Here is a 22,689-nt window from a genome sequence, read left to right on the forward strand (position 1 = left end):
GATCCCTCGAATCTCTCTAATTTCTCTGATCTGTCTAATGAATTAAGAGGGGCAGAGTCAGTTTATTCACCATCAATCAGCTCGTCTAAAGGATAGCCTCTGAATGGTTTTACGGTGGTCAGAACCACATGGCTACTGATATTGACCATACCCGGCAACACATCCAGCAGCTGATCGTTAATTTCGTTATAGCGCATCATATCCGGTGCCACAATGCGCAGGAAAAAGTCGAAAGTGCCGCTGACGGTATAGCATTCAACCACTTCCGGATGGCTTTGAGCCGCCTGCTGAAAGGTGCGGAAGGCATCGGTACTCTGATCTTTCAGACTGACCGTGACAATCACTTCAACACTTCGGCAGATCTTAGGCAGATTCAGGGTGCTGAGATAGGGACCGATCAGACCAGCTTCTTCCAGCTTTCGCACTCTGTTCAGGCAGGAGCTGGGGGATAGGCCAACGCGATCCGCCAATTCCTGATTGGTGATGCGGGCTTCCTGCTGCAGGGTCGAAAGAATCTTTCGGCTAATCTTATCCAGTTGCATTTTATATGCTCTTTTATCGTTATCTTGGTTGGTCTGTCGTGATAATGCGATGACTCAAGTATGGACTTAACTGATAAGAAAGCCGCACTCTATCGATGTCGAGGGGCTAGTTTGCGTATCAGGATAGCTCAGCGCAAGCCTTTTTGCTGAGACCGAATTTTATTCGGTATGTGTTGTCGGTTTCTGCAATATCTGCATTTTTTACCTGAAATCAGACAGCTCATTTTGTCACTTCAGCACTAAAATTAGCTGCATAAACCGCATTGAGAACGGCAACCGCAATAACCAGAACAACCATAACCGCGAAACAACGTGCGGGCAGGAATAAAGGTAGGAAGGCTTATGTTAATTATTCGTCCATGTCAGTTGGCTGATCTTGAAGATCTGATGGCTCTGTCCAAAGCTGTGGGACGGGGAATGACCTCTATGCCGGCGGATCGTGAAGCCTGGCTGAAAAAGATTGAAGCCACTGAGCGCGCTTTTTCTGAATCGGGTAAACAAGATCCGATGAGCACCTATTTTATGGTGCTGGAAGATCCTGAAACGGGGCGTGTGATAGGTTCTACCGCTATCTATACCGGTATCGGTCTGGATCGCCCTTTCTATTCCTACAAAATCTCCACTCTGGTGAGTAGCTGTAATGATCTGTCGGTAACCCGTCAGGCCCGCGTGCTGAGCATGGTGAACGATTACACAGGTGCGACCGAAGTGGGTTCACTGTTTGTGTCTCCGGAATACCGTAAGCCGGGTATGGGGCAGTTCCTTTCCCGTGCACGTTTTCTGGCGATGGCGGATTTCCCTGAGCGCTTTGGCGAAACCGTGATGGCAGAGCTGCGAGGCTGGCAGGATGAAGCCGGTAACTCTCCGTTGTGGGAAAATCTGGGGCGTCAGTTCTTCGGTATCGATTTTCAGGAAGCGGTAAATACTGTGGCTCTGAAAGGTACGCAGTTTATCTCCGATCTGATGCCGAAATATCCGATCTATATCGATCTGCTGCCTCAGGAAGCCCGTGAGGTGATCGGTAAGCCTAACGATTCTTCAGCTCCTGCGCTGCACATGCTGAAAAAAGAAGGCTTCCAGTTTGCCGGTTACGTGGATCTGTTTGATGGTGGTCCGTCGGTGCAGTGTGCCCGTGATGAGATCCATACCGTTCGTGAAAGCCTGAATGGTGATGTTCGTGTCAGCAGCCACGTTAAAGCTGACGATGCGCTCTTTATGCTGAGTAACGGCAGTGCCGAGAACTATCGTGTGGTGCTGGCTCCGGCGCGTTTAGCCGCCGATGGCACCCTGCTGATTCAGCAGGCCGCAGCAGATGCGCTGCTGTTGGATACCAGTCATGATTTCAGTTCGGCTGAAGTTCGTTTTATGCCTTTCAATCAGAAACGTCAGGCGGCAGCACACGCTGCCTGATCGTTCAGCCTATCCTTAAGCGGGCTCTTCTCTGGCCCGTTATCTGTTTTCGCAGTATTTACAACCGGTTAGCAAAGAGCGCTTGGCATGAAAATAAGCGTATCTGCCGCTGTAGTGATTGTTGCTGAATTCGCGTTTACCCCCATGCGGGTGCTTGTGTTAAGACAAGGGCAAAAGTACCATTAGGCCTTTCGCTTTTTTACGCGTTTTTTTCGGAGACGACAGATGATCAAAGGCAGTATTGTTGCATTGGTAACCCCAATGACCACCTCGGGAGCTATCGATTGGGAAGCACTGCATCGTCTGGTTGAGTTCCATCTGGAAAACGGTACCGATGCAATTGTTGCAGCAGGTACAACAGGTGAACCTACCACGATGTCATTTGAAGAGCACTTTGACGTCATCCGAAAGGTGGTTGAGCAGGTAAATGGCCGTATCCCTGTGATTGCAGGTACCGGTGCTAACTCAACTTCTGAAGCGGTAGAGCTGACCAAATTTGCTAAGAAAGTAGGTGCGGATTACTGCCTGTCTGTAACGCCTTACTACAACAAGCCGACTCAGGAAGGTTTGTTCCAGCACTTTAAAGCGGTAGCTGAAGCCAGCGATCTGCCGGTTATTCTGTACAACGTACCGGGCCGTACTGCGGTTGATCTGCACAATGAGACCGTGGTTCGTCTGAGCAAGCTGGACAACATCGTTGCACTGAAAGATGCCACTGGTGATGTTGAGCGTGGTAAAGAGCTGATGGGCCGTCTGGAAGGTTCTGACTTCCTGCTGTTCTCCGGTGATGACCTGACAGCTGCAGACTTTATCTTGCAGGGTGGTCACGGCAATATCTCGGTAACCGCGAACGTTGCACCGCGTCAGATGTCTGAGCTGTGTGCTGCGGCTCTAAATGGCGATGCATCTACTGCTCACCAGATCAACACTCGTCTGATGCCTCTGCACCGTGCACTCTTTGTTGAATCGAATCCGATTCCGGTTAAATGGGCTGTTGCTGAGATGGGGATGATGGAAACCGGTATTCGTTTACCTCTGACCGTTCTGTCCGAGCAGTACCATGCAACCGTACGTGAAGCACTGCAACACGCCGGAATCATCGGATAACACATCAGGAATAAACAATGTCCAGAAAGGACTTGCTAAAACTGACAGCCGGCAGCCTTGCGCTGACCGGCTTTCTGTTAACAGGCTGTAGCTCATCCGGTTATTACTACGACCGTAAAACCGATTATGTTGATGCCAAAGAGTATCCGGCGATTCAGTTGCCGGCGACGGCGGATGCCTCTCAGTTCAGACAGGCGATGCCGCTGCCGGATATCGCAGCACAGGAAAAACTCGATGATGAGTTTGTTGTGCCACGCCCGGATGCGCTACCTGTTGTTGATGAAGATCTGCCTACGTCTGAACTGCGTGAATTTGCCGGTACAGAAGGTATCTCTTCCCGTCTTTGGTTGTCGATCTCTAACGGCCCTGCTGTTGCCTGGCCGATGTTGCAGCGTCAGTTTGAACAGCTGAACTGGGCGGTTAAAACTGCAGATCCATCCACTGGTCGAATCAGTTTCGTGCCGGATACCCAGATCAATGCTCAGCCGGTTTCGGCGAAGCTGCGTCAGGGACTCCGCGGTGGTTTCAGTGATCTTGAACTACTGAATCAGGATGATCAGGTACGCACCGACAGTGCGGCTAAAGCACTGTTAAGCCAGATTAGTGCTGGCCTTGCGAGTCAGGAATCCGGTTCTCAGAGCGTGTCTCTCTTAGCGCAGAATATCAGCCGTGAGAAAACCGTTGTTCTGCAGGCCGCGGGTGGTCAGGATCCGGTACTGAAACTGGGTACTGATGCTGATCGTACCTGGATCGGTCTGGAAATTCTGCTGACCGACCAGTTTAAAGAGAATGAGCAGAAGCTCTTGTCTGCCGATGCAGCAAAACGTCAGTTTACGATTGTCTGGGTTCCTGAAGAGGAGCGCAGCAGTATTCTGACCCGCTGGGCAGCAAGCCCGGGACCTGAATACCAGTATCAGCTGGTTCTGACAGGTTCTTCTCCGGTATCTATCCGGGTTCAACAGAACGGACGCGCCGTTGATCCCCGTAAATCCCGTCAGGTTCTGGCAGGGGTTCGTAAACTGTTGAACTGATCCGTCAGGCCATCCGGTCTGGTGTGTCTAAGCTTGTATGACAGCGCCCCGAAACCTCTGGTGTCGGGGCGTTTTTGCTTCGGAAAATGCTGTGACTGCAATTCGTTTTGCCTCCCTCGGTAGTGGTAGCCGGGGAAATGCTACCCTGATTGAAAAAAACTCAACACGTATTCTGATCGACTGTGGTTTTGGGGTGAAAGATACCCGCGCCCGTCTTGAACGCTTGGGGTTGGCGCTGGAAGATATCGATGGGGTATTGGTGACCCACGAGCATGGCGACCATATTGGTGGCGTCGGAAGAATTGCCCGTGCCAGCGGTATGCCGGTTTATTGCAGCCATGGCACCTATCTCACCGGACGTCTGGGTGAAGTGCCGGATCTCCGTCTGATCAGCAGTCACAAGCGGTTTGCCATCGGCGATCTTGAGATCGAACCGGTTCCTGTTCCCCATGATGCCAAAGAGCCGATTCAATATGTTGTCGGCGATGGCGATACCCGCGTTGGTGTTCTCACCGACCTTGGCAGTATTACCCCACACATCCGTCACTGTTATGCCCGTTGTGAAGCGCTGATTCTGGAAACCAATCATGACCCTCAGATGCTGCAGCAGGGGCCTTACCCGCCAAAGCTGAAGCGTCGGGTGGGTGGTGCTTATGGCCACCTGAGTAATGGTCAGGCCGAGGCTTTGTTGCAGGAACTGCAACACGATAAGCTTCAGCACGTTGTCGCAGCCCATATCAGTGATAAGAACAATACCGAAGCCTTAGCGAAAGAGAGTCTGGCAAGGGTTCTGGGTTGTGGAGTTGATGAAGTACCTGCGATCGATCAGGAAGAGGGCCTGCACTGGATGAGCCTGAAGCCCGCTTTCTAGTTATTTCTTAGTCTCCCTGCCGGACTTTTGCTTGGCTTATGCCGCACCGCTTCTGTTGAACTTTGTTGCTGATATGATCTGTAGCAATAGTACGAAAACCCTATCTTCCTGTCTGAAATTTGCTGCACTGCCGTTTCACAGAGTGTCACAAAAAAATCATCCGTCTTAAGAAAACCCTAAGCAACTGGTAATACAGTAATTTTTATCCGTTAAGCATCAGCCCTTTGTTTATAAGGGCTTCAGCGATGCTGAAAAGCCTTGCCGTATTCTGAAACCACCTATACTCAGAATGTGTCTTACTTAAAAGACGCAAAAATTCATCGGCAGAGGGAGGACGTCTTGCCATGTATTATTCGGAAGAGTTAGAGGTTCTGGATCTTTGGATCTCAGATATGGAAAACGTTGTTGACTGGGAGTCAGCCTGGCTCACCGAGGGTGTTGATGCTGAATGTTTCTACTCAATCGCATCGGATCCAATCGCACCGGAATAGGAAGCCACGAATCATTCAGTAATTAGCCCGGAACTTATGCAGCCTGTCTGTGACGTTCCGGGCTTTTTTTATTGCTGAACCCATCACTTTTCTGCAGGCAAAAAAAAAGCGTTTATCGATACTGGGGACAGCAGCGATAAACGCGGATTCAAAAGGCAAATGCCTTGAATAATAAGCTAAGTACTAACAACCAAGTCCTGCGTTGGACATCTCTTATTCTGCATAGCGTGTGCCATAAAAAATAAAATCCAATTAAATCAATGTGTTGCTGGGTTGCTGTGGTTGCAGATACTGAGTTGCTGGTATTTGGCACATTTTTCTTCTGGGGGGTGGCGCAATTTTGCTCCTAAATGGTGCGTTATATTTGCTGCATGTGCACTAATGGGTTGAAATTCATCTGGGTCCATTTCTTTTAATCTGTACCTATTAAAAATAAATTTTTTAGGCCTGATCCTTATTGCTCTGACTCAGTATGCTGCGCTGAATCGGATTGCACTAATTACCTGAACCTAGAGATGACGTCATGCAGCAAATTCCTGTTAACCGAGTGCGCTCAGACTCGGAGATCATTGAACGCCCGCAGAAATTCTATGTGCGACTGACCGAAGGCCGTTTTCAGAACTGGCGACGCTTGGTTAGTGGCCCTCTGATTATCGCTTTTTTCCTGCTGGCCTGGTTGCAGTGGGATGGTCAGCCACTTTTACTATTCTCTTTTGAAGAGCGACGTATCTATCTGTTTGGCGGACAGCTGTCTTGGCATGACCTGCCGCTGATGGCGGGGCTGATGATTGCGGGAGCCTGCCTGCTGTTTTTTATGGCTGTGGGTTGGGGGCGTGTCTGGTGTGGTTTCGCCTGCCCGCAAAGCATCTGGACATGGCTGTTTATCCGCATTGAGCAAATGACAGAAGGTAAAGCCAGTCAGCGAGCGAAGAATGATCATTTGCCGTTAACGGGTAAACGTCTTTTGAGGCGTCTGGCCAAACACCTGCTTTGGTTAGCTTTCTCCTTCTTAACTGCGCTTACCTTCACTGGCTACTTTCTGCCGGTTCAGGAGCTGTTTGTCGGCTTCTTCACTCTTGATCTGTCTCTTGCGGTTTGGGGCTGGCTGATCTCGATGGCAGCTCTGACTTATGTGAACGCTGGGTTGGTACGGGAAAAAATCTGTCTGCATGCCTGTCCGTATTCCCGCTTTCAGGGGGTTATGTTTGATCAGCATACCCGTACCGTAAGCTATGACGCTGCTCGCGGTGAACCTCGTCGTCTACGGGGTAAAAACGGACAGGATGATCTGATTCCGGCGCTGAATCTTGCGGTTGCTCCCATGCAGACTGAAATGAAAAAGAGTGCCGCTAACGATAGCTCGATTGCGGACATAAAAGCCTCAGCCGGTGACTGTGTGGATTGTACGATCTGTGTTCAGGTTTGCCCGGCAGGTATCGATATTCGGGATGGGCTTCAGGCGGCCTGCATCGATTGCGGTGCCTGTATCGATGCCTGTGATCAGGTGATGGATAAGATCGGCAAGCCAAGAGGCTTAATTCGTTTTGCGTCTGAGGTGGAATTGGCGCGTCCGGCAGAAGAGGCCGGCAAGCAAACATTGATGCGCCCTAAACTGGCCGGTTATGCCGCGGTTATGCTGTTAGCGCTGGGCGCTGTAATGCTGGGCTTTACTCAGACCAAGGATCTGCTGCTTGAGATTCGCCGTGATCGTGGTGCGCTATACACCCGTCTGGATAACAACCAGATCTGCAATCACTACAAGATCAAAGTGGAAGGCTATCAGCAAGGGGTACAGAGTGTTCGCATCAGTACAACAGGTCTTGATGGACTGACCCTATATGGTGATCAGAGTCTGAACCTAGATGATAATAACGCCGGATGGCGTGCTTACCGGGTGTGTGCCCCGGAACCTGCGGGTCTGACTCAGGAGATTCGTTTTATTGTGGAAACCGATGGTGCTCAGGTGCCTTTGTCCCGAATCGAGAAAACCACGACCTTCCTGACCGGAAGTCGCTAAGATTGTGAGGCTGGAATGATACAGCCGGAAAAGAAAAAATAGCCGGTCTGGCCTGAAAGCAGGGTGTGGAGATATTCACATTCGCCGACCGGCTGAGGAAAAAGGGCTGAAGCATTTGCTTCAGCCCTTTTTACGTTGAGGGTTTTAAAGCTGGTTCATGATCAGTGAAACAAGTGCAGCTGAGGTTGGCGTCGGCTCTGCACCAGCTGAATCAGCAGAATCAAAGCACAGAAGATCAGCAATGGCTGACTGCCAAACTGGGCAAACAGTGTCTGCCCGACCATGCCGTGAACTTCACCCCGGACAATTGCCTGCTCAAACTGAGGCGCACTGGCGACAATACGCCCATGAGGGTCAATAATCGCAGTGACACCATTGTTGGTACTGCGCAGCATATAGCGGCCATTTTCTGCGGCTCTCACCTGCGCCATCTGCAGGTGTTGCAGAGGCCCTACGGAATGCCCAAACCAGCTGTCGTTAGAGATGGTGATCAGCAGATCGCTTTGTTGAGCCTGTTGGCGAACAAACTCCGGATAAACCACTTCGTAACAGATAAAGGGGGCGATCTGCATGCCCTTAGCGCTCAGTAGTGGCTGATCACTGATGCCGGGGGCAAAGTTAGACATCGGCAGGTTAAAGAAGTTAATTGCGCCCCGCAGCCAGGATTCCAGAGGTACGTACTCACCAAAAGGCACCAGCTTTTGTTTCTGGTACAAACCTTCACCAGCACCTTTGACCATGATGCTGTTGTGGTACTGAATAGGTTCGTTGCTGTCCGGGTGAGCCTGTTGAGGGATGCCGGTTATCAGAGCGGTATCGGATGGCAGATCCGCCATAACCTGATCAAAATAACCGTGAGAGTAGCGATAGAGCACAGGTACTGCGGTCTCCGGCCAGACGACTAATCCGCTGCTTTGAACATCGAGGGTCAGGTTGTAATAGAGCTCCAGAAACTTCTGGCGGTATTGCGGCAGCCACTTTTCATTCTGATCGATATTGCCCTGAACCAGAGCCACTTCAATAGCGCCCCGGGTTGAGGGCACTGTCCATTGAATATTGTTCAGCAGATGACCACCGGCAAAAACCAAAACAACCCAGGCGGTAAGCGTCCGGGTTTTCAGCTTTTGTTGAGTAAGCTGAAACAGCAGGCTTCCGGTCATTACCAACAGAAAGCTGGCAAGATAGACCCCGCCTACCGGCAGCCAGGCGGCCAGTGGCGAGTCCACTAAGCCATTGCCCAAATAGAGCCAGGGAAAGCCGGTCAGCAGCCAGCTGCGTAACCATTCAAAGAGCACCCAGAGTGCGGGGAAACTCCAGACCGGAGAGGTTTTAGAGAAGAAGCGCTGAAACACGCCGATCTGCAATGCCGGCAGCAAGGCAAGTCCCATCGCAAAGAGTGTTGTCAGCAGCAGGGCCAGCGGAACACCGGTGAATCCATAGTCATGGATGCTGACATAAACCCAGGAGACGCCGTTGCCAAAAAGGCCTAGGCCAAAGAACCAGCCCAAGGTGAAATTGGCTTTAAAATGGCCGCTTAGCTCTACAGCGGAGCGTCCACCTTTCATGGCAATCAGCAGCAGGCAGATCGCAAATGGAGTGATAAACCAGTAGTTGTAAGGGGCAAAAGAGAGAGGAAGTAACCAGCCTGCCAGTGTAGCAAGCAGATAACGGTGCAGTCCCTGTCGGTTGGAAATTTTCTTGAAAACGCCTGTCAGTGCCATGACCTGATTGAGTCCAATAGTTCTTCGTATCAGGCAGACTATCAAATGGCTATCTGGCTGAAAACATGTAGATTTCCTGACCGCTTCACTCGGCTACTCCGATCTGTCATTTCATCCTTTACCTTACCTATATATTACCTATATAGGCTTTGTCTGATCCTGTCGGTTAGCATTTTGAACAGACAAAAAAATACCGGTGCGGATAGCACCGGTATTTCAGGACTTCTTGCAGAAGTGAGATTAACCCGAGTGGGTGTTCACCTGCAGCAGACGAATGCGTCGGTTATCCGCATTCAGTACCTTAAACTCAAGACCTTCCAGCATGGTGGTTTCGTTGCGGTTTGGCAGATGGCCAAAGCGCTGCATTACGATACCGCCGATGGTGTCGAACTCTTCATCACTGAAGTGTGTGCCGAAGCTTTCGTTGAAGTCTTCAATCGGTGTCAGCGCCTTAACGATAAACTGACCATCGCTGATGGCACGGATATCCATGTCATCTTCTTCGATATCATGTTCATCCTCGATGTCACCCACGATCTGTTCCAGAACGTCTTCAATGGTGACAAGACCGGCTACACCGCCGTATTCATCCACTACGATCGCCATGTGGTTACGCTTTACACGGAACTCACTCAGTAGGCTGTTGAGGCGTTTGGATTCCGGAATAAAGGTCGCCGGGCGGAGAATGTCGCGGATATTGAAAGCACCGGGTTCGCGCTTCAGAATCAGCGGCAGCAGATCTTTCGCCAGCAGAACGCCGATCACTTCATCCGGATTCTCACCGATAACCGGGAAGCGCGAGTGGGCTGAGTCGATAATCAGCGAGAGGAAATCTTCCGGTTGCTGGCCGTCTTTTACCGCGACCATCTGCGAACGAGGAATCATGATATCCCGAACCTGCATCTCATTGATCTGCAGTGCGCCTTCGATGATGTTCATCGCTTCAGCATCCAGCTGAAGGCGCTGTTCCGCATCCCGGATAAATTCCAGAAGCTCCCGGCGGGTTTTAGGTTCGCCGGTCAGGGAAGTCATAATATTTTGAAGCCAGGATCTTTGACCCTGACCGTTGCTCGATCGGTCTTCGCTCATCGTCGTGTGATTCCTTAGTGTCCCGTTCTCTGTGGCCAGTGGATGGTTAGTCCAGATGATAGGGATCTTTTATATTGAGGCTTGCCAGAAGTTCTATCTCAAGAGATTCCATCTCTTCGGCTTCCTCTTCTTCTATATGATCATATCCCAGTAAATGCAAGCATCCGTGAATGATCATATGTGCCCAATGGTCGTTCAGGGCTTTGTTCTGTTCGATTGCTTCCTGTGCCACAACATCAGCACAGACAATCAGATCACCCAGTAAGGGTAATTCAAGTTCCGGTGGTGATTCAAAAGGAAAAGATAAGACATTCGTCGGCTTCTCTTTTCCCCGATACTGATGATTCAGTTGCTGACTCTCTTCCGGCGTCACGATCCGGACGGTAATTTCGTTGCCGGTGTCCTCGTGAGCATTGATCACTTTCTCTGCCCAGAGTTTAAAGTCCGCTTCCTGAGGCAGGTCGCTGTTGTCACAGGCGATCTGCAGGTCGATTATCGCTTCTGTCATCGGCTTGCTCATCAGCTGTCTTTGTCTTCAGATGAGGTTTGGTTTGCAGCAAGTGCCGCTGCGACCGCTTCCTGACGAGCCGCTTCACGGGCTTCACGCTCGGCTTTCTCTTTGGCCGCAACTTCAGCTTCGTGATCGTCGTAGGCTTCAACGATACGCTGAACCATAGGGTGGCGAACCACGTCCTTGGAATCAAAGCGAGTTACGCCGATACCTTCAACACCGTCCAGCACATCCAGTACATGAACCAGACCTGATTTCTGGCCTTTAGGCAGGTCGATCTGGGTAACGTCACCGGTAATGACTGCCGTTGAGCCAAAGCCGATACGGGTCAGGAACATTTTCATCTGCTCCCGGGTGGTGTTCTGACTTTCGTCCAGAATGATAAAGGCGTTGTTCAGAGTACGGCCACGCATATATGCCAGAGGCGCAACTTCGATCACATTACGTTCGATCAGTTTCGCAACCTGCTCAAAGCCCAGCATCTCATACAAGGCGTCGTACAGAGGGCGCAGATAAGGATCGACTTTCTGGGACAGGTCACCCGGCAGGAAACCGAGTTTTTCACCGGCTTCAACCGCCGGACGAACCAGCAGAATGCGGCGGACTTCATCATTGCTCAGGGCTTCAACCGCACAGGCAACAGCCAGATAGGTTTTACCGGTACCTGCCGGGCCTACGCCAAAGTTAATGTCGTTGGTCAGAACCGTACGAACATATTTCTGTTGGTTAGGGCCGCGAGGCTTGATGGTGCCTTTGGGAGTACGCAGGGTGATAAATTCGTCAGCAGAGCCTTCGCTGTCCTGCTGGCTTTTACCAACCAGTTCTGCGATGCCGGAGGTTTGCAGGTGCAGATGGATCGATTCCGGTGTCAGCTCCTCTTTGGCGGTATCCTGATAGAGAGCTTCCAGCAGGTTCGCTGCAGCTTTCACCAGATTCAGTTCACCGGCAAGCTGGAACTGATTGCTGCGGTTGCGGATGATGATATTCATCCGGCTTTCGATCAGGCGCAGATGTTCATCGTGCAGACCGCAAAGATTGGCCAGACGCTGCGCGTCGTTGGGTTCTAAGTCGAGCTTTAAAATATGGGTTTGGCTGTTATTGTTCAAAGCGTTACCTGTAATTGCCCGCATCCTGTTGACCCTGAGTGACCTTGGTTAGCGGTCAGTGTGACTCATGGGTGTGACAAAAGGCTTAAAGCATCATGGGTTTAGAATTAAGTATAGCGGAGGGCGACTGCCGCTTGGGGCAGTCGCTTGTCCGGCCTGATTTCATCTGATCTTATCTGGTCGCACCGGCTATTTGGTAGCTCAGGTTGCTGATTAGTAGCTCAGGTTGTCGATGCGTTCGGCGCGCAGCGAGTTCGGGAACGCTTCTGTGATCTTCACATCAATAAAGCGGCCGATCAGTTCCATCGGGTCTTCAGTACGGAAGTTCACCACACGGTTGTTTTCGGTACGGCCTTGCAGTTCACCGGGATCGCGCTGGGAGAAGCCGGTCACCAGAAGACGCTCGACATTACCCACCATGCGACGGGAGATCTGCATCGACTGCTGGTTGATACGGTCCTGCAGAATCTTCAGGCGCTGTTTTTTGGTCTCTTCCGGCGTGTTGTCTTCCATATCGGAAGCCGGAGTACCCGGACGCGGGCTGTAGATAAAGCTGAACGAATGATCAAAACCGATCTGGGCGATCAGGTTCATGGTGTCTTCAAAGTCCTGATCCGTTTCGTTCGGGAAGCCCACGATAAAGTCCGATGAGAAGCTGATATCCGGGCGGTTAGCGCGGATACGTTCCATCTTGCTGATATATTCATCACGGGTATGACCACGTTTCATCGCGGCCAGAATGGTGTCAGAACCGCTCTGAACTGGCAGGTGCAGGTGGCTTACCAGCTCTGGAATATCTTTGTAGGCTTCGATCAGGCTGTCGCTGAACTCTACCGGATGTGAGGTGGTAAAGCGGATACGGTCGATGCCATCAACAGCAGCCACAAAGCTGATCAGCTCTGCCAGATCGATCTCTTCACCTTCTTCGTTATGACCCCGGTATGCGTTTACGTTCTGACCCAGCAGGTTAATCTCACGGACACCCTGTTCCGCCAGATGTACCACTTCGGCAACCACGTCTTCAAACGGACGGGAAACTTCTTCACCACGGGTATAAGGCACCACACAGAAAGTACAGTACTTGCTGCAGCCTTCCATGATGGATACGAATGCGGTGGCACCTTCTACTTTGGGTGCTGGCAGACGGTCAAACTTTTCGATTTCCGGGAAGGTTACATCAACCACAGAGATCTTGTTCTGCTTGGAGGCGTCAATCATCTCCGGCACACGGTGCAGAGTCTGAGGGCCAAAAATCACATCAACGTGGTTAGCACGTTTACGGATATTGTCACCTTCCTGACTGGCGACACAGCCGCCTACACCGATCACCAGATCAGGGTTTTTCTCTTTCAGTTTTTTCCAGCGGCCCAGTTGGTGGAAAACCTTATCCTGAGCTTTTTCACGGATCGAACAGGTGTTCAGCAGAACAACGTCTGCTTCGTTCTCGTCGTCGGTCAGCTCCAGGTCGTGACTTTCACCCAGAAGATCAGCCATACGAGCGGAATCGTATTCATTCATCTGACACCCGTGGGTTTTGATGAATAATTTTTTAGCCATGGAAAACACCTGTTCGTTTTTGTACGGAAAGAAGTACGGAGTTAAAGCGTAATGGTCGCTTGTCACGTAATGGTTGCCCATCACGCAGTGGCCAGCCATTACGGGTAAAAAACGCACCATTATACGAGCCGATAGCCCCAGCGCATAGCTTTGTAGCGAAAAACTCAAGGGCATAATCGCCTCGTAGGAGGCTTTGATGTCGGCGGCCTTGTAAAGCCGGACTCCGCCCACAAATAGAGAGAGCTATTTGGGGATGCAGCGCGGAAAATTCAAGCAGATCCGCTTGTCGTGCATTCAGGTTGTCAGATCATTTGAGGAGCTTTTATGGCTGATTCTTCGACGGTTTATCGGGTTATTTTTCTGAACAAAAATGAAGTCTTTGAGGTTTATGCCCGTCAGGTTTTTCAGAGTGATCTGTTTGGTTTTCTGGAAGTGGAAGAGTTTGTTTTTGGTGAGCGTAGCCAGGTACTGATCGACCCGAGTGAGGATAAGCTCAAACAGGAGTTTGCCGGGGTTAAGCGCAGCTATATTCCTTACAATGCCATTGTCCGAATCGATGAGGTTGAGCGGGAAGGTGTCCCTAAGGTGAGTGAGTGGAAGTCTGATGGCAATGTTGCTCATTTTCCCGGTCGCCCGGTTCCTGTTCCGCCGGGCTCGTGAGTCTGTCAATTTAACCCAGAGGCTGTATGATCCTTCTACCGATCTTTAAGATGGCTGCACTGGTCTAAAGCAGCAATGATTTTTGTAACAGGCTCGTTCACCATAGGTGAAAAGACCTGAACAGTGGAACTCAGTATGGATAAAGCATTCTGGCATCAGCGATGGGAAGAGGGGCGAATCGGCTTTCATCAGGATGAAGTGCATCCGGCGTTGCCTGCCTATTGGAATAATCTTCCTGAAAAGCTCAGAGTATCAAGCGGCGATGTCGGGCAGGTTGAGCCTGTTGCCCAGAAAGCCAAGGTGGTATTTGTCCCTCTGTGCGGCAAGTCTAACGATATGGTTTGGCTGGCAGAACAGGGCTGGCAGGTTATTGGCGTTGAACTCAGCGAGCTGGCGGTTAAGGAGTTCTTTGAAGCTCAGGGACTGAACCCGGTGCATACTGAGGTTGCTGATCAGTTGAGCTGTTATCAGGCAGGGCCTTATCAGCTTTATTGTGGTGACTTTTTCCACTTGCACCGTCAGCACATGATCGATGTGACTGCGGTATATGATCGCGCATCTTTGGTGGCTTTACCCAAAGCAAAGCGCCATCGTTATGCTTTCCATCTGGCGCAGATGTTGTCTCCGGCCGTTGAGATGCTACTGGTGAGTCTGGAGCACCAGAAGCCATCCGGTCCGCCTTTCACCGTGAAAGCCGATGAGATTGAATGGCTGTTTGGTGCCAATTTTGAGATCGAGCAGTTGGCCCGTCTTGAAGAAGATGACCGTCAGGTGACGGATGTGGTTTACCGCATGATGCGTAAAGGCCTGAAGTCAGTATCCGGCCGTAAGCGAAAAAGTCCCGGGCTTTAATTAATTCGCTTCGGATTGACCTGAAAAGTCAGTCGCCTGATTCAAAAGTAGTATTCAAAAAAATCCCCGGTGATCTGAGATCATCGGGGATTTTTTTCGAGAAGTTAATTTTTAGCGAGCGGTTTATTTTACCGAGTCGTAAAGCGGGCGGAAGCTTTAGTCAGCTTTTGCCATAGCGGTATCTGCCAGTTCGATCATATCCAGAAGGATACGGCCACTTTCCACCAGCTCGATATCCTGATTCGGATCTTCGTTGTGATCCGGAATATCGTTTAGCTCTTCGATTGGCTCAAGACCTTTTGCTTTGCGGCGTTGGTTTTCCAGCGCCAGTTGCTGAGCATCAAGACGTTCGCTTTCAGCCTTGCGGGCAGCTTCGTTCAGACTCACCTGTTTAACCGAGCGCATCTCTTCAAACAGATCCTGCTGAGCTGCAAGATATTTCAGGTCCGGATCTTCTTCTGCCCGTACCTGATGACGCTCTTTCAGTTCTGGTAGCCAAAGTTGCAGAGGGCTGTATTCTTTATGGCGAACAGCCTGAACCTTATCCCAAGGGAGGGCAAACTCAAGGGAGCTTTCGCCCACCTGATCCGCATCTACCAGACTTGGGTACTGGATATCCGGAACTACGCCCATATGCTGGGTGCTTTCACCTGAGATACGGTAGAACTTGGCGCGGGTCAGTTTTAGCTGGCCATGTTCCAGTGGCGTCACGGACTGAACCGTACCTTTACCAAAGGTCTGGCTACCAATCACGATGCCGCGTTGATAGTCCTGAATTGCACCGGCAAAAATCTCAGAAGCAGATGCGCTCAGGCGGTTCACCAGAACAGCCAGCGGGCCATCGTAGGCAACGTTCTGATCCGGGTCGCCCAGAATATCGATACGGCCTTCAGCATTACGAACCTGCACGGTTGCGCCACGCTCGATAAAGAGTCCCACCAGAGAGTTGGCTTCCTGCAGGGCACCACCGCCATTGTTGCGCAGATCGATGACGAGACCATCAATGTCTTCTGCCTGCAGCTCCTGAATCAGTTTCAGAACATCGCGGGTTGTGCTGCGGTAATCTTCTTTACCCTGTCTCCAGGCTTCAAAGTCGACATAGAAAGCCGGGATATCGATAACGCCGATCTTCTTCGCTTGCCCATCTTCTTTCAGGGTTACGATCGACTTTTTAGCGGCCTGATCTTCCAGTTTCACGGTATTACGGACAATGGAGATCACTTTGGTCTGGCTGTTATCTTTGGCGTTAGCCGGAATCACCTGCAGGCGAACGGTACTGGCTTTTGGGCCTCGAATCAGGTCGACAACCTCATCCAGACGCCAGCCGATGACGTCCACGATCTCTTCGTTATCCTGCCCTACACCTATGATCTTATCCGCAGGCTTGAGTTCGCCTGCCTGAGATGCCGGACCGCCCGGTACCAGACTAACCACCTTGGTGAACTCATCTTCGGTTTGCAGCAGGGCTCCGATACCTTCCAGAGAAAGCTTCATACGGATGTTGAAGGTCTCTGAGCTACGAGGGGACTGGTATTGGGTGTGCGGATCGTAAAGCTGGGTATAAGCGTTCATATAGATCTGGAACACATCTTCATCACGAGTCTGAGTGATTCGCTTCAGTTGGTTTTCCAGACGACGATTAAGCGTCTTTTTAGCATCTGCCAGATCTTTGCCAGAGAGCTTCAGGCTCAAAAGACTGTTTTCCAGCCGTTTGCTCCAGAGCTTATCCAGTTCATCATCATTCGCTGCCCAGGCAAAGTCTTCACGGTCAATCATCAGGGCGTCGTTACGATCAAAAACGTAATCTTCCGGGAAGTCTTCAAGCAGCTTCAGTTGGCTTTTTATACGGGCAACAACCTTTTCCTGGTAAAGATTGTAGATCTCAAATGCCGCTGTCAGGTCGCCCTTTTTCAGATCATCATCCAGGCGCAATCTGTATTTGTCGAACTGCTGAATTTCCGGCTGGGTGAAGTAGGCCTTGTTGCCATCCAGCTGCTCCAGAAAATGATCATAGATTTCAACCGAGAGCTGATCGTTAAGCTCAACTTCCCGGTAATGACCGTAGTTCAGGCGCTCGACGATATCCTGAGCAGCCTGTTGCTGTTCTTTAGTCGGTATGAGGTTTTCAGCATAGGCGCTGCTGAAGGTTAAGCTGCTGGCCAGTAACAGGGGCAGCAGGCGGCGGGTAACCGTGGTTATCATTCAACTCTCCGGGCCGGAGGTCTGCTTCGGAACTGAAGAAAACCTGTAGCAATCTTATGATTCGAATTTCTGCTAAATACTTTCTGAGCTAACGCAATGACTCTGCCAACTCTTTATCAATACAGAGAATATGGCTTCTGTTCTCTGAGAATCAAGGTTCAGGACAGATTAACAGATTGATTCTTAAGTCAGTATTAAACGTTTAAATTCACAGAGTCATCTGAAAGGGTAATTTTGTTATAGTACACCATGACGTTTGTTTTGGTTCAGTTAAGAACTGCAAAGGTTCTGGCTGACGCTTAATTTGCCCCGGGGTATCCATGACTCAGAATGATTTCAATCAGCAGCTGCTGACGTTTCTTGATCGCTCACCAACACCGTTCCATGCGACAGAAAATATGGTTGCAGCCTGTGTTGCTGCTGGCTTTGAGGTGCTGCAGGAACGTGACAGCTGGTCTCTGAAGCCGGGCGGACGTTACGTGGTGACCCGAAACCAGTCTTCTGTGATTGCCTTCACTTTGCCTGAAGACAGTAATGCTGTTGAAACCGGTTTTCGTATGTCCGGTGCCCACACCGATAGCCCGTGCCTTAAGGTCAAAACCAACCCGGATATGAAGGGACAAGGGTATCTGCGCTTAGGTGTGGAAGTTTATGGTGGTGCACTGTTGAGTACCTGGTTTGACCGGGATTTGTCGATTGCAGGTCGCGTTTCTTATCGGTCTGACAAGGGGGCAGTAAAGCATGCTCTGGTTAATTTTGAACGCCCTGTTGGTACGGTTCCGAACCTTGCGATCCACCTGAACCGGGAAGTTAATAATGGTGTTGCGATCAATGCTCAGACGCATCTGCCGATTGTGCTGATGCAGCAGGAAGATGATGCCGCAAGCTTTAATGATCTTCTGATTGCTCAGTTAAAGGTTCAGGGCGTGACTGATGTCGAGGAAATTCTGGAGCATGAGTGTCTGGCTTATGATACCCAGCCGGCAGCTCTGATTGGATTTAAGGAAGACTTTATCGCTTCTGCACGACTGGATAACCTTCTCAGCTGCTTTATCGGCCTGAAAGCGCTTCTGGATAGTAATCAGGAGGTACCGTCCCTTCTGGTTTGTAATGACCACGAAGAAGTGGGCAGTCTGAGTGCTTCAGGGGCGCAAGGCCCGTTCCTGCAATCGGTACTCAAACGCATTGCGGGCACTGAGGAGAGCTATCAGCAGATGATGGCGGCTTCTATGATGGTATCCTGCGATAACGCTCATGGCATCCATCCGAATTACGCCAGTTATCATGATAATAATCATGCGCCGTTACTGAACGCCGGACCTGTCATCAAACTGAATGCTAATCAGCGTTACGCTTCCAACAGTGAAAGTTCAGCTTGGTTTAAACTGGCTTGTCAGCAATCAGGTGTCGAGGTGCAAAGCTTTATCATGCGCAGCGATCTGGCTTGTGGAAGCACGATTGGGCCGATCACATCTGCAGAGCTGGGGGTTCGTACTATTGATGTTGGTGTTCCGCAGTTTGCGATGCATTCGGTTAGGGAGCTGGCAGGTAGTCAGGATGCCTATAAGCTCTATGCTGTTCTGAAAAGTTTTAATGCTTTGAAAGAAATAGTCTGATTTAAAGCTAAGTATTTCAATTGAGGCTGGAGATTAGACTCTGGCCTTTTTTGTGCCGACAATATCTGAGGCTGATAACGAAAGAGGTTTTCTGAGAAGAGGCTGGCTACAGTGAAGATAGATCTGGTCAGAAGTGTTGTCGTGTTGTATTGAAAAACAACAGGCGAAAAAAAAACCGGCCTTTAGCCGGATTTGGAAAGTTGGCTCCCCGAGCAGGACTCGAACCTGCGACCAATAGATTAACAGTCTACTGCTCTACCAACTGAGCTATCAGGGAACTGTGCTCAACTTTCGAGAACGCATTATAGGGATAGAAAAAAAACGGTCAAGTCTTTTTTTGAAAAAACTCTAACTTTTTAATGACTTAGCCATGGCGATCATAAAAGGTTACAAAAAAGTCAGAGCTCATTAGAAGTAAGCGGGGGACAGAAAGGGTGCTGTATGTCAAAATTTTCCCCTTTGTTTCAAACTTTTTCAGGATGTGTCGGAAGCGTGCACTATTTCAAAGTTTTTGTTTGTCTTTTGTTCTTTAATACCCTCATAGGAATACAGGGTGTTGGAGCTAATGTATTAGGAAGTGAAGAAGAGCTGGTTCGCTTAAAAGAACAGGCAATTTATTATCTTTCTAAAAAACAGCCCGACAGAGCCTATGAAACTTTGAAGCCTGCTGAGTTGGTTTATGCTGGTGATGCCCAATACAACTACTTGCTGGGTATGGCGGCAATTGACTCAGGGCATCCTGAAGATGCGTCTTGGGCTTTTGAGCGTGTTGTTGCTGTCATGCCGCATCATGCTGGCGCCCGGATGGATATGGCTCGAGCCTTCTTTCAGTTGAAAGATTATCCCCGTGCAGAGAAAGAGTTTCAGTTGTTACAGGCGATGAACCCGCCTGAATCAGCTCAAAAAGCGATAGCCTTTTATCTGGCTGAGATTGATCGCTTATCGGATCGACATCCGAAGTGGATTCTGACCGGAAGTGCCTATAGTGCTGTCGGTTATAGTTCCAATGCGACAGGTGCGCCAAGCGAAGATAACTATATTGCTGCTTTTGCTGAGATGTTTTCCATGACGGAAGACACCGTTCGTCAGCTGTATGATGTGACGGATGGTGAGTTTGAAGCAGCAGATGGCTTTATAGACTTGGGGGTATCGGGAGTTGCAACGTATAAACGTCCAGGGCCTTGGTCCTTTTATGCGGCTCCTACTCTTTCAAGAAAAACCATGTTTTCCAAAAGTGACTACTCCAGTTTGAGTTTGGGAGCAAAGCTTGGGGGGCGCTGGAAAGAGAAAAAGTCGGATTTAAACGGTTATTTGCAGTATAGCGCCATTGAGCAAAGTGGAGGTAGCTCCATTTCGGTGCAGACGGCAATGATTGATTATGGCTATCTTTTGAACAGCCGTTCTCGATTGGGCGGACAGGTCTCTTGGGCTGGTAATAGTTATCAGGATAGCCCCAGCAACAATAGCCAAACGACGGGCATATCGATTTACGGTAGCTATATTTTTGGTCAGTACCGCCCTTTTGTTTTACAAACTCAGATCTCTGTATCTAGTGATGAAGCTATCAACAACCGCACAGATGGAGATAAAGACCTGCTGGGTGTTTCTGTTTTTGGGCAATACATTTTTAACCAGGAGCATATCTTTTTTGGAAGTGTGAACTTTTTGGAAAGTAATTACACGCTAAAAAGGTCTTTATATAACTCTCCCCGAGAAGACACTCAAATAGCCTATGGTTTGGGCTACTTATGGCAGGTGAACAAAGCTATCAGTGTCAAAACCCAGATCAATCATACCGAAACTACGTCGAATATCGCGTTGTATGATTCCGCTAAACAGGATGCTTCAGTTCGCTTGAGCTATAGCTTTTAGCCCTGACATTAGGTTCCTTCAAATGATCACTTCGATAAGACTCAGTTTTCACCGGCTTGCAGTCCTTTTTCTTGCATTTGCTATGTCAGCTGTAGCATCAGCAGCTGAAACCCAGAAAATAGCGGGTACTATCCTATTCGTCCATGGAGATGTTTCTGTTGTTTCGCCTTCTGGTGACATTAGGTCTGCATCTAGGGGAGGGGCTGTCTACGAAGGTGAGCGGATCATTTCTTCTGCGGCTAGCAGTATGCAGCTGAAAATGGTTGATAGTGGTTACTTGGCTATTCGCCCTTCTACTGAGATTCGTATCGATAAGTACCGATTTGAGCAAGACCAGGAAGATAAAGCTGAAACTTCTCTTTTAAGAGGTGGTTTACGCTCTATCACAGGAACTATAGGCAAGACCCGCAAAGAGAGTTTCAAATTACGAACTCCGGTTGCGACTATCGGTATCCGCGGAACCGATCTTGAGGTTTTTTATGTCCCCTCCAGTCGAAATGAGCTTTTGGCTAAGGGGGCATATTTACGGATTAACTCTGGAAAAGGTTATCTACAAACCTTTGCTGGTGTGCAGTTTGTAAACCCGAACCAGACAGGTTTTGTTAGCACCAAGCAGAGTGTGCCTCAAATTCTTAAAACAGCTCCTGAGATTTTTAATCAGCCAGAACTGGACTTTATTCCAGAGGAAAAAGAGGCTGATGATTCTGCTGGCTTTAATGATTCGGAAGAGCGTGCTCAGCCAGATAACAATTCATTAGAGAATGAGTCGCGAGCTAAACAGAGAGAAACGGACTCGGTAGCAGATGCTTTTGAAGAAAATAATGCTCAGATTCCAGCAGAAGATGATGCTTCTTTTGCAGAAACAGATGAGCTTGTTGATTTAGCTTTACCTCCCGATCTTCTTGATAGTTGGAATAGCGACTCAGAGTTATCGTCAGAATCTGACCCTGAACTTCCTGTTGAAGATATTGAACTTGGTGTCATTGGAGAGGCTACTCCTGAAACAGTTGTCGCAGCTCAGTCCGGAATCTTTAGCTATTCAGTCCCATCAACTGGTTTTGGGGTTTCTGAAGGAACCCTTAATACCGCTGGTAGTAAGACAAATCTGACAATCGATTTTGACAAGGATTGGGTGTCCTATGATCTGCAGCTGGATTTTTCTTCGCCATTAAGCCAGCAGCCTGCTGCTGTGTCTGGAGTAAATGGCGGGCTTTGGATTTTTGCTGGCGGTGGAACTGTTAAGGACTTTACCGGAGAGCTCGGACTAAACCTGTCAGGTACATATTCCGACAATATGGTTGCAGATCAGCCTGCCCAGGGTAAATGGTTTGGCTTCTTTACTGGCGATAATGCAGAGGGGCTTTTTAGTTCTTTTGAGCTGGAAAGTGGCGTTTACTCGGTGTTTGGCTTCACCGAATCGTCCTCAAGAACTCCAACAGATTATCTGGCGGGAATGACCACTCTGAGCGGCATCAAGGGTTACATCCTGAGCAACGGTAATACAGTTAATCCTCTCAGTAACTATACCCTTTACCAGAATGGCAGTGCTCTCTCGGCCTTGGTGAACCCCTTAACGGGTGAGCAATGGGTGGCGGCGTCTGCAGCTGCTTCTGAGGTTGTTCTCGGTGATGCAACGGTAACTTGGGGTAGTTGGAACAGCTGGCGTCAGATCAATGATCAGAGCCTGATCGAACAAAGTACACCGATCCAATATATCCACACCAACCAACTGACCGCTGCCACGATTCCGGCAAGCCTTCAGGGTGTTTATCACTTCAACAGTGTCAGTGGACAGGCCTACGATCAGTCCGGTGCTAATGGTGGTATTCAAGCGGGTAACCTGACCATCGACTTTACGCAACAGCAGGCCAGTCTGGATCTCTCAGGTGCTCTGGGTTCGGACAGCTGGGGGGCTTATGGCAGCGACAGTCTGAGCAACCTCTATGTCGGTAGCTTTGCACTGAGTGGCAGTCGTTATGATGGTGTGACCACGGAAAGCCTGAGCGGTAACGCACAGGGGCAGTTTGCCGGAAG

General features: G+C 49.7%; 18 protein-coding genes and 1 tRNA gene. 11 read left to right on the forward strand and 8 right to left on the reverse strand.

All coding sequences use genetic code 11. The annotated features are described in order from the left end of the window. Positions 1-62: 62 nt before the first annotated feature. Positions 63-542: an Lrp/AsnC family transcriptional regulator gene (locus BV405_RS15145; protein WP_086481734.1), complete on the reverse strand. Its 480-nt coding sequence runs from the start codon at positions 540-542 to the stop codon at positions 63-65. A gap of 342 nt (positions 543-884) precedes the next feature. Here BV405_RS15145 and BV405_RS15150 point away from each other — a divergent pair, with 342 nt between their 5' ends. The 6 genes from BV405_RS15150 (at position 885) to BV405_RS15170 (ending at position 7,469) form a co-directional block, all read left to right on the forward strand. Continuing rightward, positions 885-1,952, forward strand: coding sequence for an arginine N-succinyltransferase (locus BV405_RS15150; RefSeq protein ID WP_086481735.1), 1,068 nt, complete (start codon positions 885-887; stop codon positions 1,950-1,952). Between the two features lie 225 nt (positions 1,953-2,177). Further along, positions 2,178-3,059 (forward strand): 4-hydroxy-tetrahydrodipicolinate synthase, encoded by an 882-nt coding sequence (dapA, locus tag BV405_RS15155; protein WP_086481736.1) that lies wholly within the window; start codon positions 2,178-2,180, stop codon positions 3,057-3,059. A gap of 17 nt (positions 3,060-3,076) precedes the next feature. Further along, positions 3,077-4,090: a hypothetical protein gene (locus tag BV405_RS15160; RefSeq protein WP_086481737.1), complete on the forward strand. Its 1,014-nt coding sequence runs from the start codon at positions 3,077-3,079 to the stop codon at positions 4,088-4,090. 91 nt (positions 4,091-4,181) lie between these two features. Next, positions 4,182-4,961: an MBL fold metallo-hydrolase gene (locus tag BV405_RS15165; protein ID WP_245832351.1), complete on the forward strand. Its 780-nt coding sequence runs from the start codon at positions 4,182-4,184 to the stop codon at positions 4,959-4,961. A gap of 344 nt (positions 4,962-5,305) precedes the next feature. After that, a complete protein-coding gene (locus tag BV405_RS17715) occupies positions 5,306-5,452 on the forward strand; it encodes a hypothetical protein (protein WP_176330181.1) in 147 nt (48 codons plus the stop codon). 523 nt (positions 5,453-5,975) lie between these two features. Next, a complete protein-coding gene (locus BV405_RS15170) occupies positions 5,976-7,469 on the forward strand; it encodes a 4Fe-4S dicluster domain-containing protein (RefSeq protein ID WP_086481738.1) in 1,494 nt (497 codons plus the stop codon). Positions 7,470-7,630: 161 nt separating this feature from the next. Here the strand turns inward: BV405_RS15170 and lnt are convergent, their stop codons facing one another. The 5 genes from lnt to miaB all read right to left on the reverse strand — a co-directional run bounded on the left by lnt (position 7,631) and on the right by miaB (position 13,453). Further along, positions 7,631-9,190 (reverse strand): apolipoprotein N-acyltransferase, encoded by a 1,560-nt coding sequence (lnt, locus tag BV405_RS15175; RefSeq protein WP_086481739.1) that lies wholly within the window; start codon positions 9,188-9,190, stop codon positions 7,631-7,633. A gap of 240 nt (positions 9,191-9,430) precedes the next feature. Next, the gene (locus BV405_RS15180) at positions 9,431-10,279 is read right to left on the reverse strand and encodes a CorC family transporter (protein WP_086481740.1); all 849 of its coding nucleotides are present in this window, start codon (positions 10,277-10,279) and stop codon (positions 9,431-9,433) included. A 46-nt stretch (positions 10,280-10,325) separates the two neighbouring features. Continuing rightward, positions 10,326-10,799 (reverse strand): rRNA maturation RNase YbeY, encoded by a 474-nt coding sequence (gene ybeY, locus BV405_RS15185; RefSeq protein WP_245832352.1) that lies wholly within the window; start codon positions 10,797-10,799, stop codon positions 10,326-10,328. Continuing rightward, positions 10,799-11,920: a PhoH family protein gene (locus BV405_RS15190; RefSeq protein WP_086481741.1), complete on the reverse strand. Its 1,122-nt coding sequence runs from the start codon at positions 11,918-11,920 to the stop codon at positions 10,799-10,801. The genes ybeY and BV405_RS15190 overlap by 1 nt, the downstream gene beginning before the upstream one ends. Before the next feature lie 189 nt (positions 11,921-12,109). After that, positions 12,110-13,453: a tRNA (N6-isopentenyl adenosine(37)-C2)-methylthiotransferase MiaB gene (miaB, locus tag BV405_RS15195; RefSeq protein WP_086481742.1), complete on the reverse strand. Its 1,344-nt coding sequence runs from the start codon at positions 13,451-13,453 to the stop codon at positions 12,110-12,112. A gap of 324 nt (positions 13,454-13,777) precedes the next feature. Here miaB and BV405_RS15200 point away from each other — a divergent pair, with 324 nt between their 5' ends. Then, positions 13,778-14,113 (forward strand): DUF1820 family protein, encoded by a 336-nt coding sequence (locus BV405_RS15200; RefSeq protein WP_086481743.1) that lies wholly within the window; start codon positions 13,778-13,780, stop codon positions 14,111-14,113. Positions 14,114-14,248: 135 nt separating this feature from the next. Further along, entirely contained in the window at positions 14,249-14,965 is a 717-nt protein-coding gene (locus BV405_RS15205; protein ID WP_086481744.1) for a thiopurine S-methyltransferase, read from the forward strand. Positions 14,966-15,121: 156 nt separating this feature from the next. Here BV405_RS15205 and BV405_RS15210 read toward each other — a convergent pair whose 3' ends face one another. Beyond that, entirely contained in the window at positions 15,122-17,167 is a 2,046-nt protein-coding gene (locus BV405_RS15210) for a carboxy terminal-processing peptidase (protein ID WP_086481745.1), read from the reverse strand. 320 nt (positions 17,168-17,487) lie between these two features. Between BV405_RS15210 and BV405_RS15215 the strand changes: the two genes are divergently transcribed. Next, positions 17,488-18,783, forward strand: coding sequence for a M18 family aminopeptidase (locus BV405_RS15215; protein ID WP_086481746.1), 1,296 nt, complete (start codon positions 17,488-17,490; stop codon positions 18,781-18,783). Between the two features lie 201 nt (positions 18,784-18,984). Here BV405_RS15215 and BV405_RS15220 read toward each other — a convergent pair. After that, positions 18,985-19,060, reverse strand: a tRNA-Asn gene (locus tag BV405_RS15220). A gap of 164 nt (positions 19,061-19,224) precedes the next feature. Here BV405_RS15220 and BV405_RS15225 point away from each other — a divergent pair. Beyond that, positions 19,225-20,655 carry a tetratricopeptide repeat protein gene (locus BV405_RS15225; RefSeq protein ID WP_086481747.1) on the forward strand — a complete coding sequence of 477 codons (1,431 nt, stop codon included), beginning with the start codon at positions 19,225-19,227 and terminating at the stop codon, positions 20,653-20,655. A gap of 247 nt (positions 20,656-20,902) precedes the next feature. Then, positions 20,903-22,689: FecR family protein (locus tag BV405_RS15230; protein WP_086481748.1), on the forward strand; the 1,787-nt coding region annotated here is incomplete at its 3' end.

The organism is Oceanospirillum sanctuarii (genome assembly GCF_002150805.1).
GTDB classification, from domain to species: domain Bacteria; phylum Pseudomonadota; class Gammaproteobacteria; order Pseudomonadales; family Halomonadaceae; genus Oceanospirillum; species Oceanospirillum sanctuarii.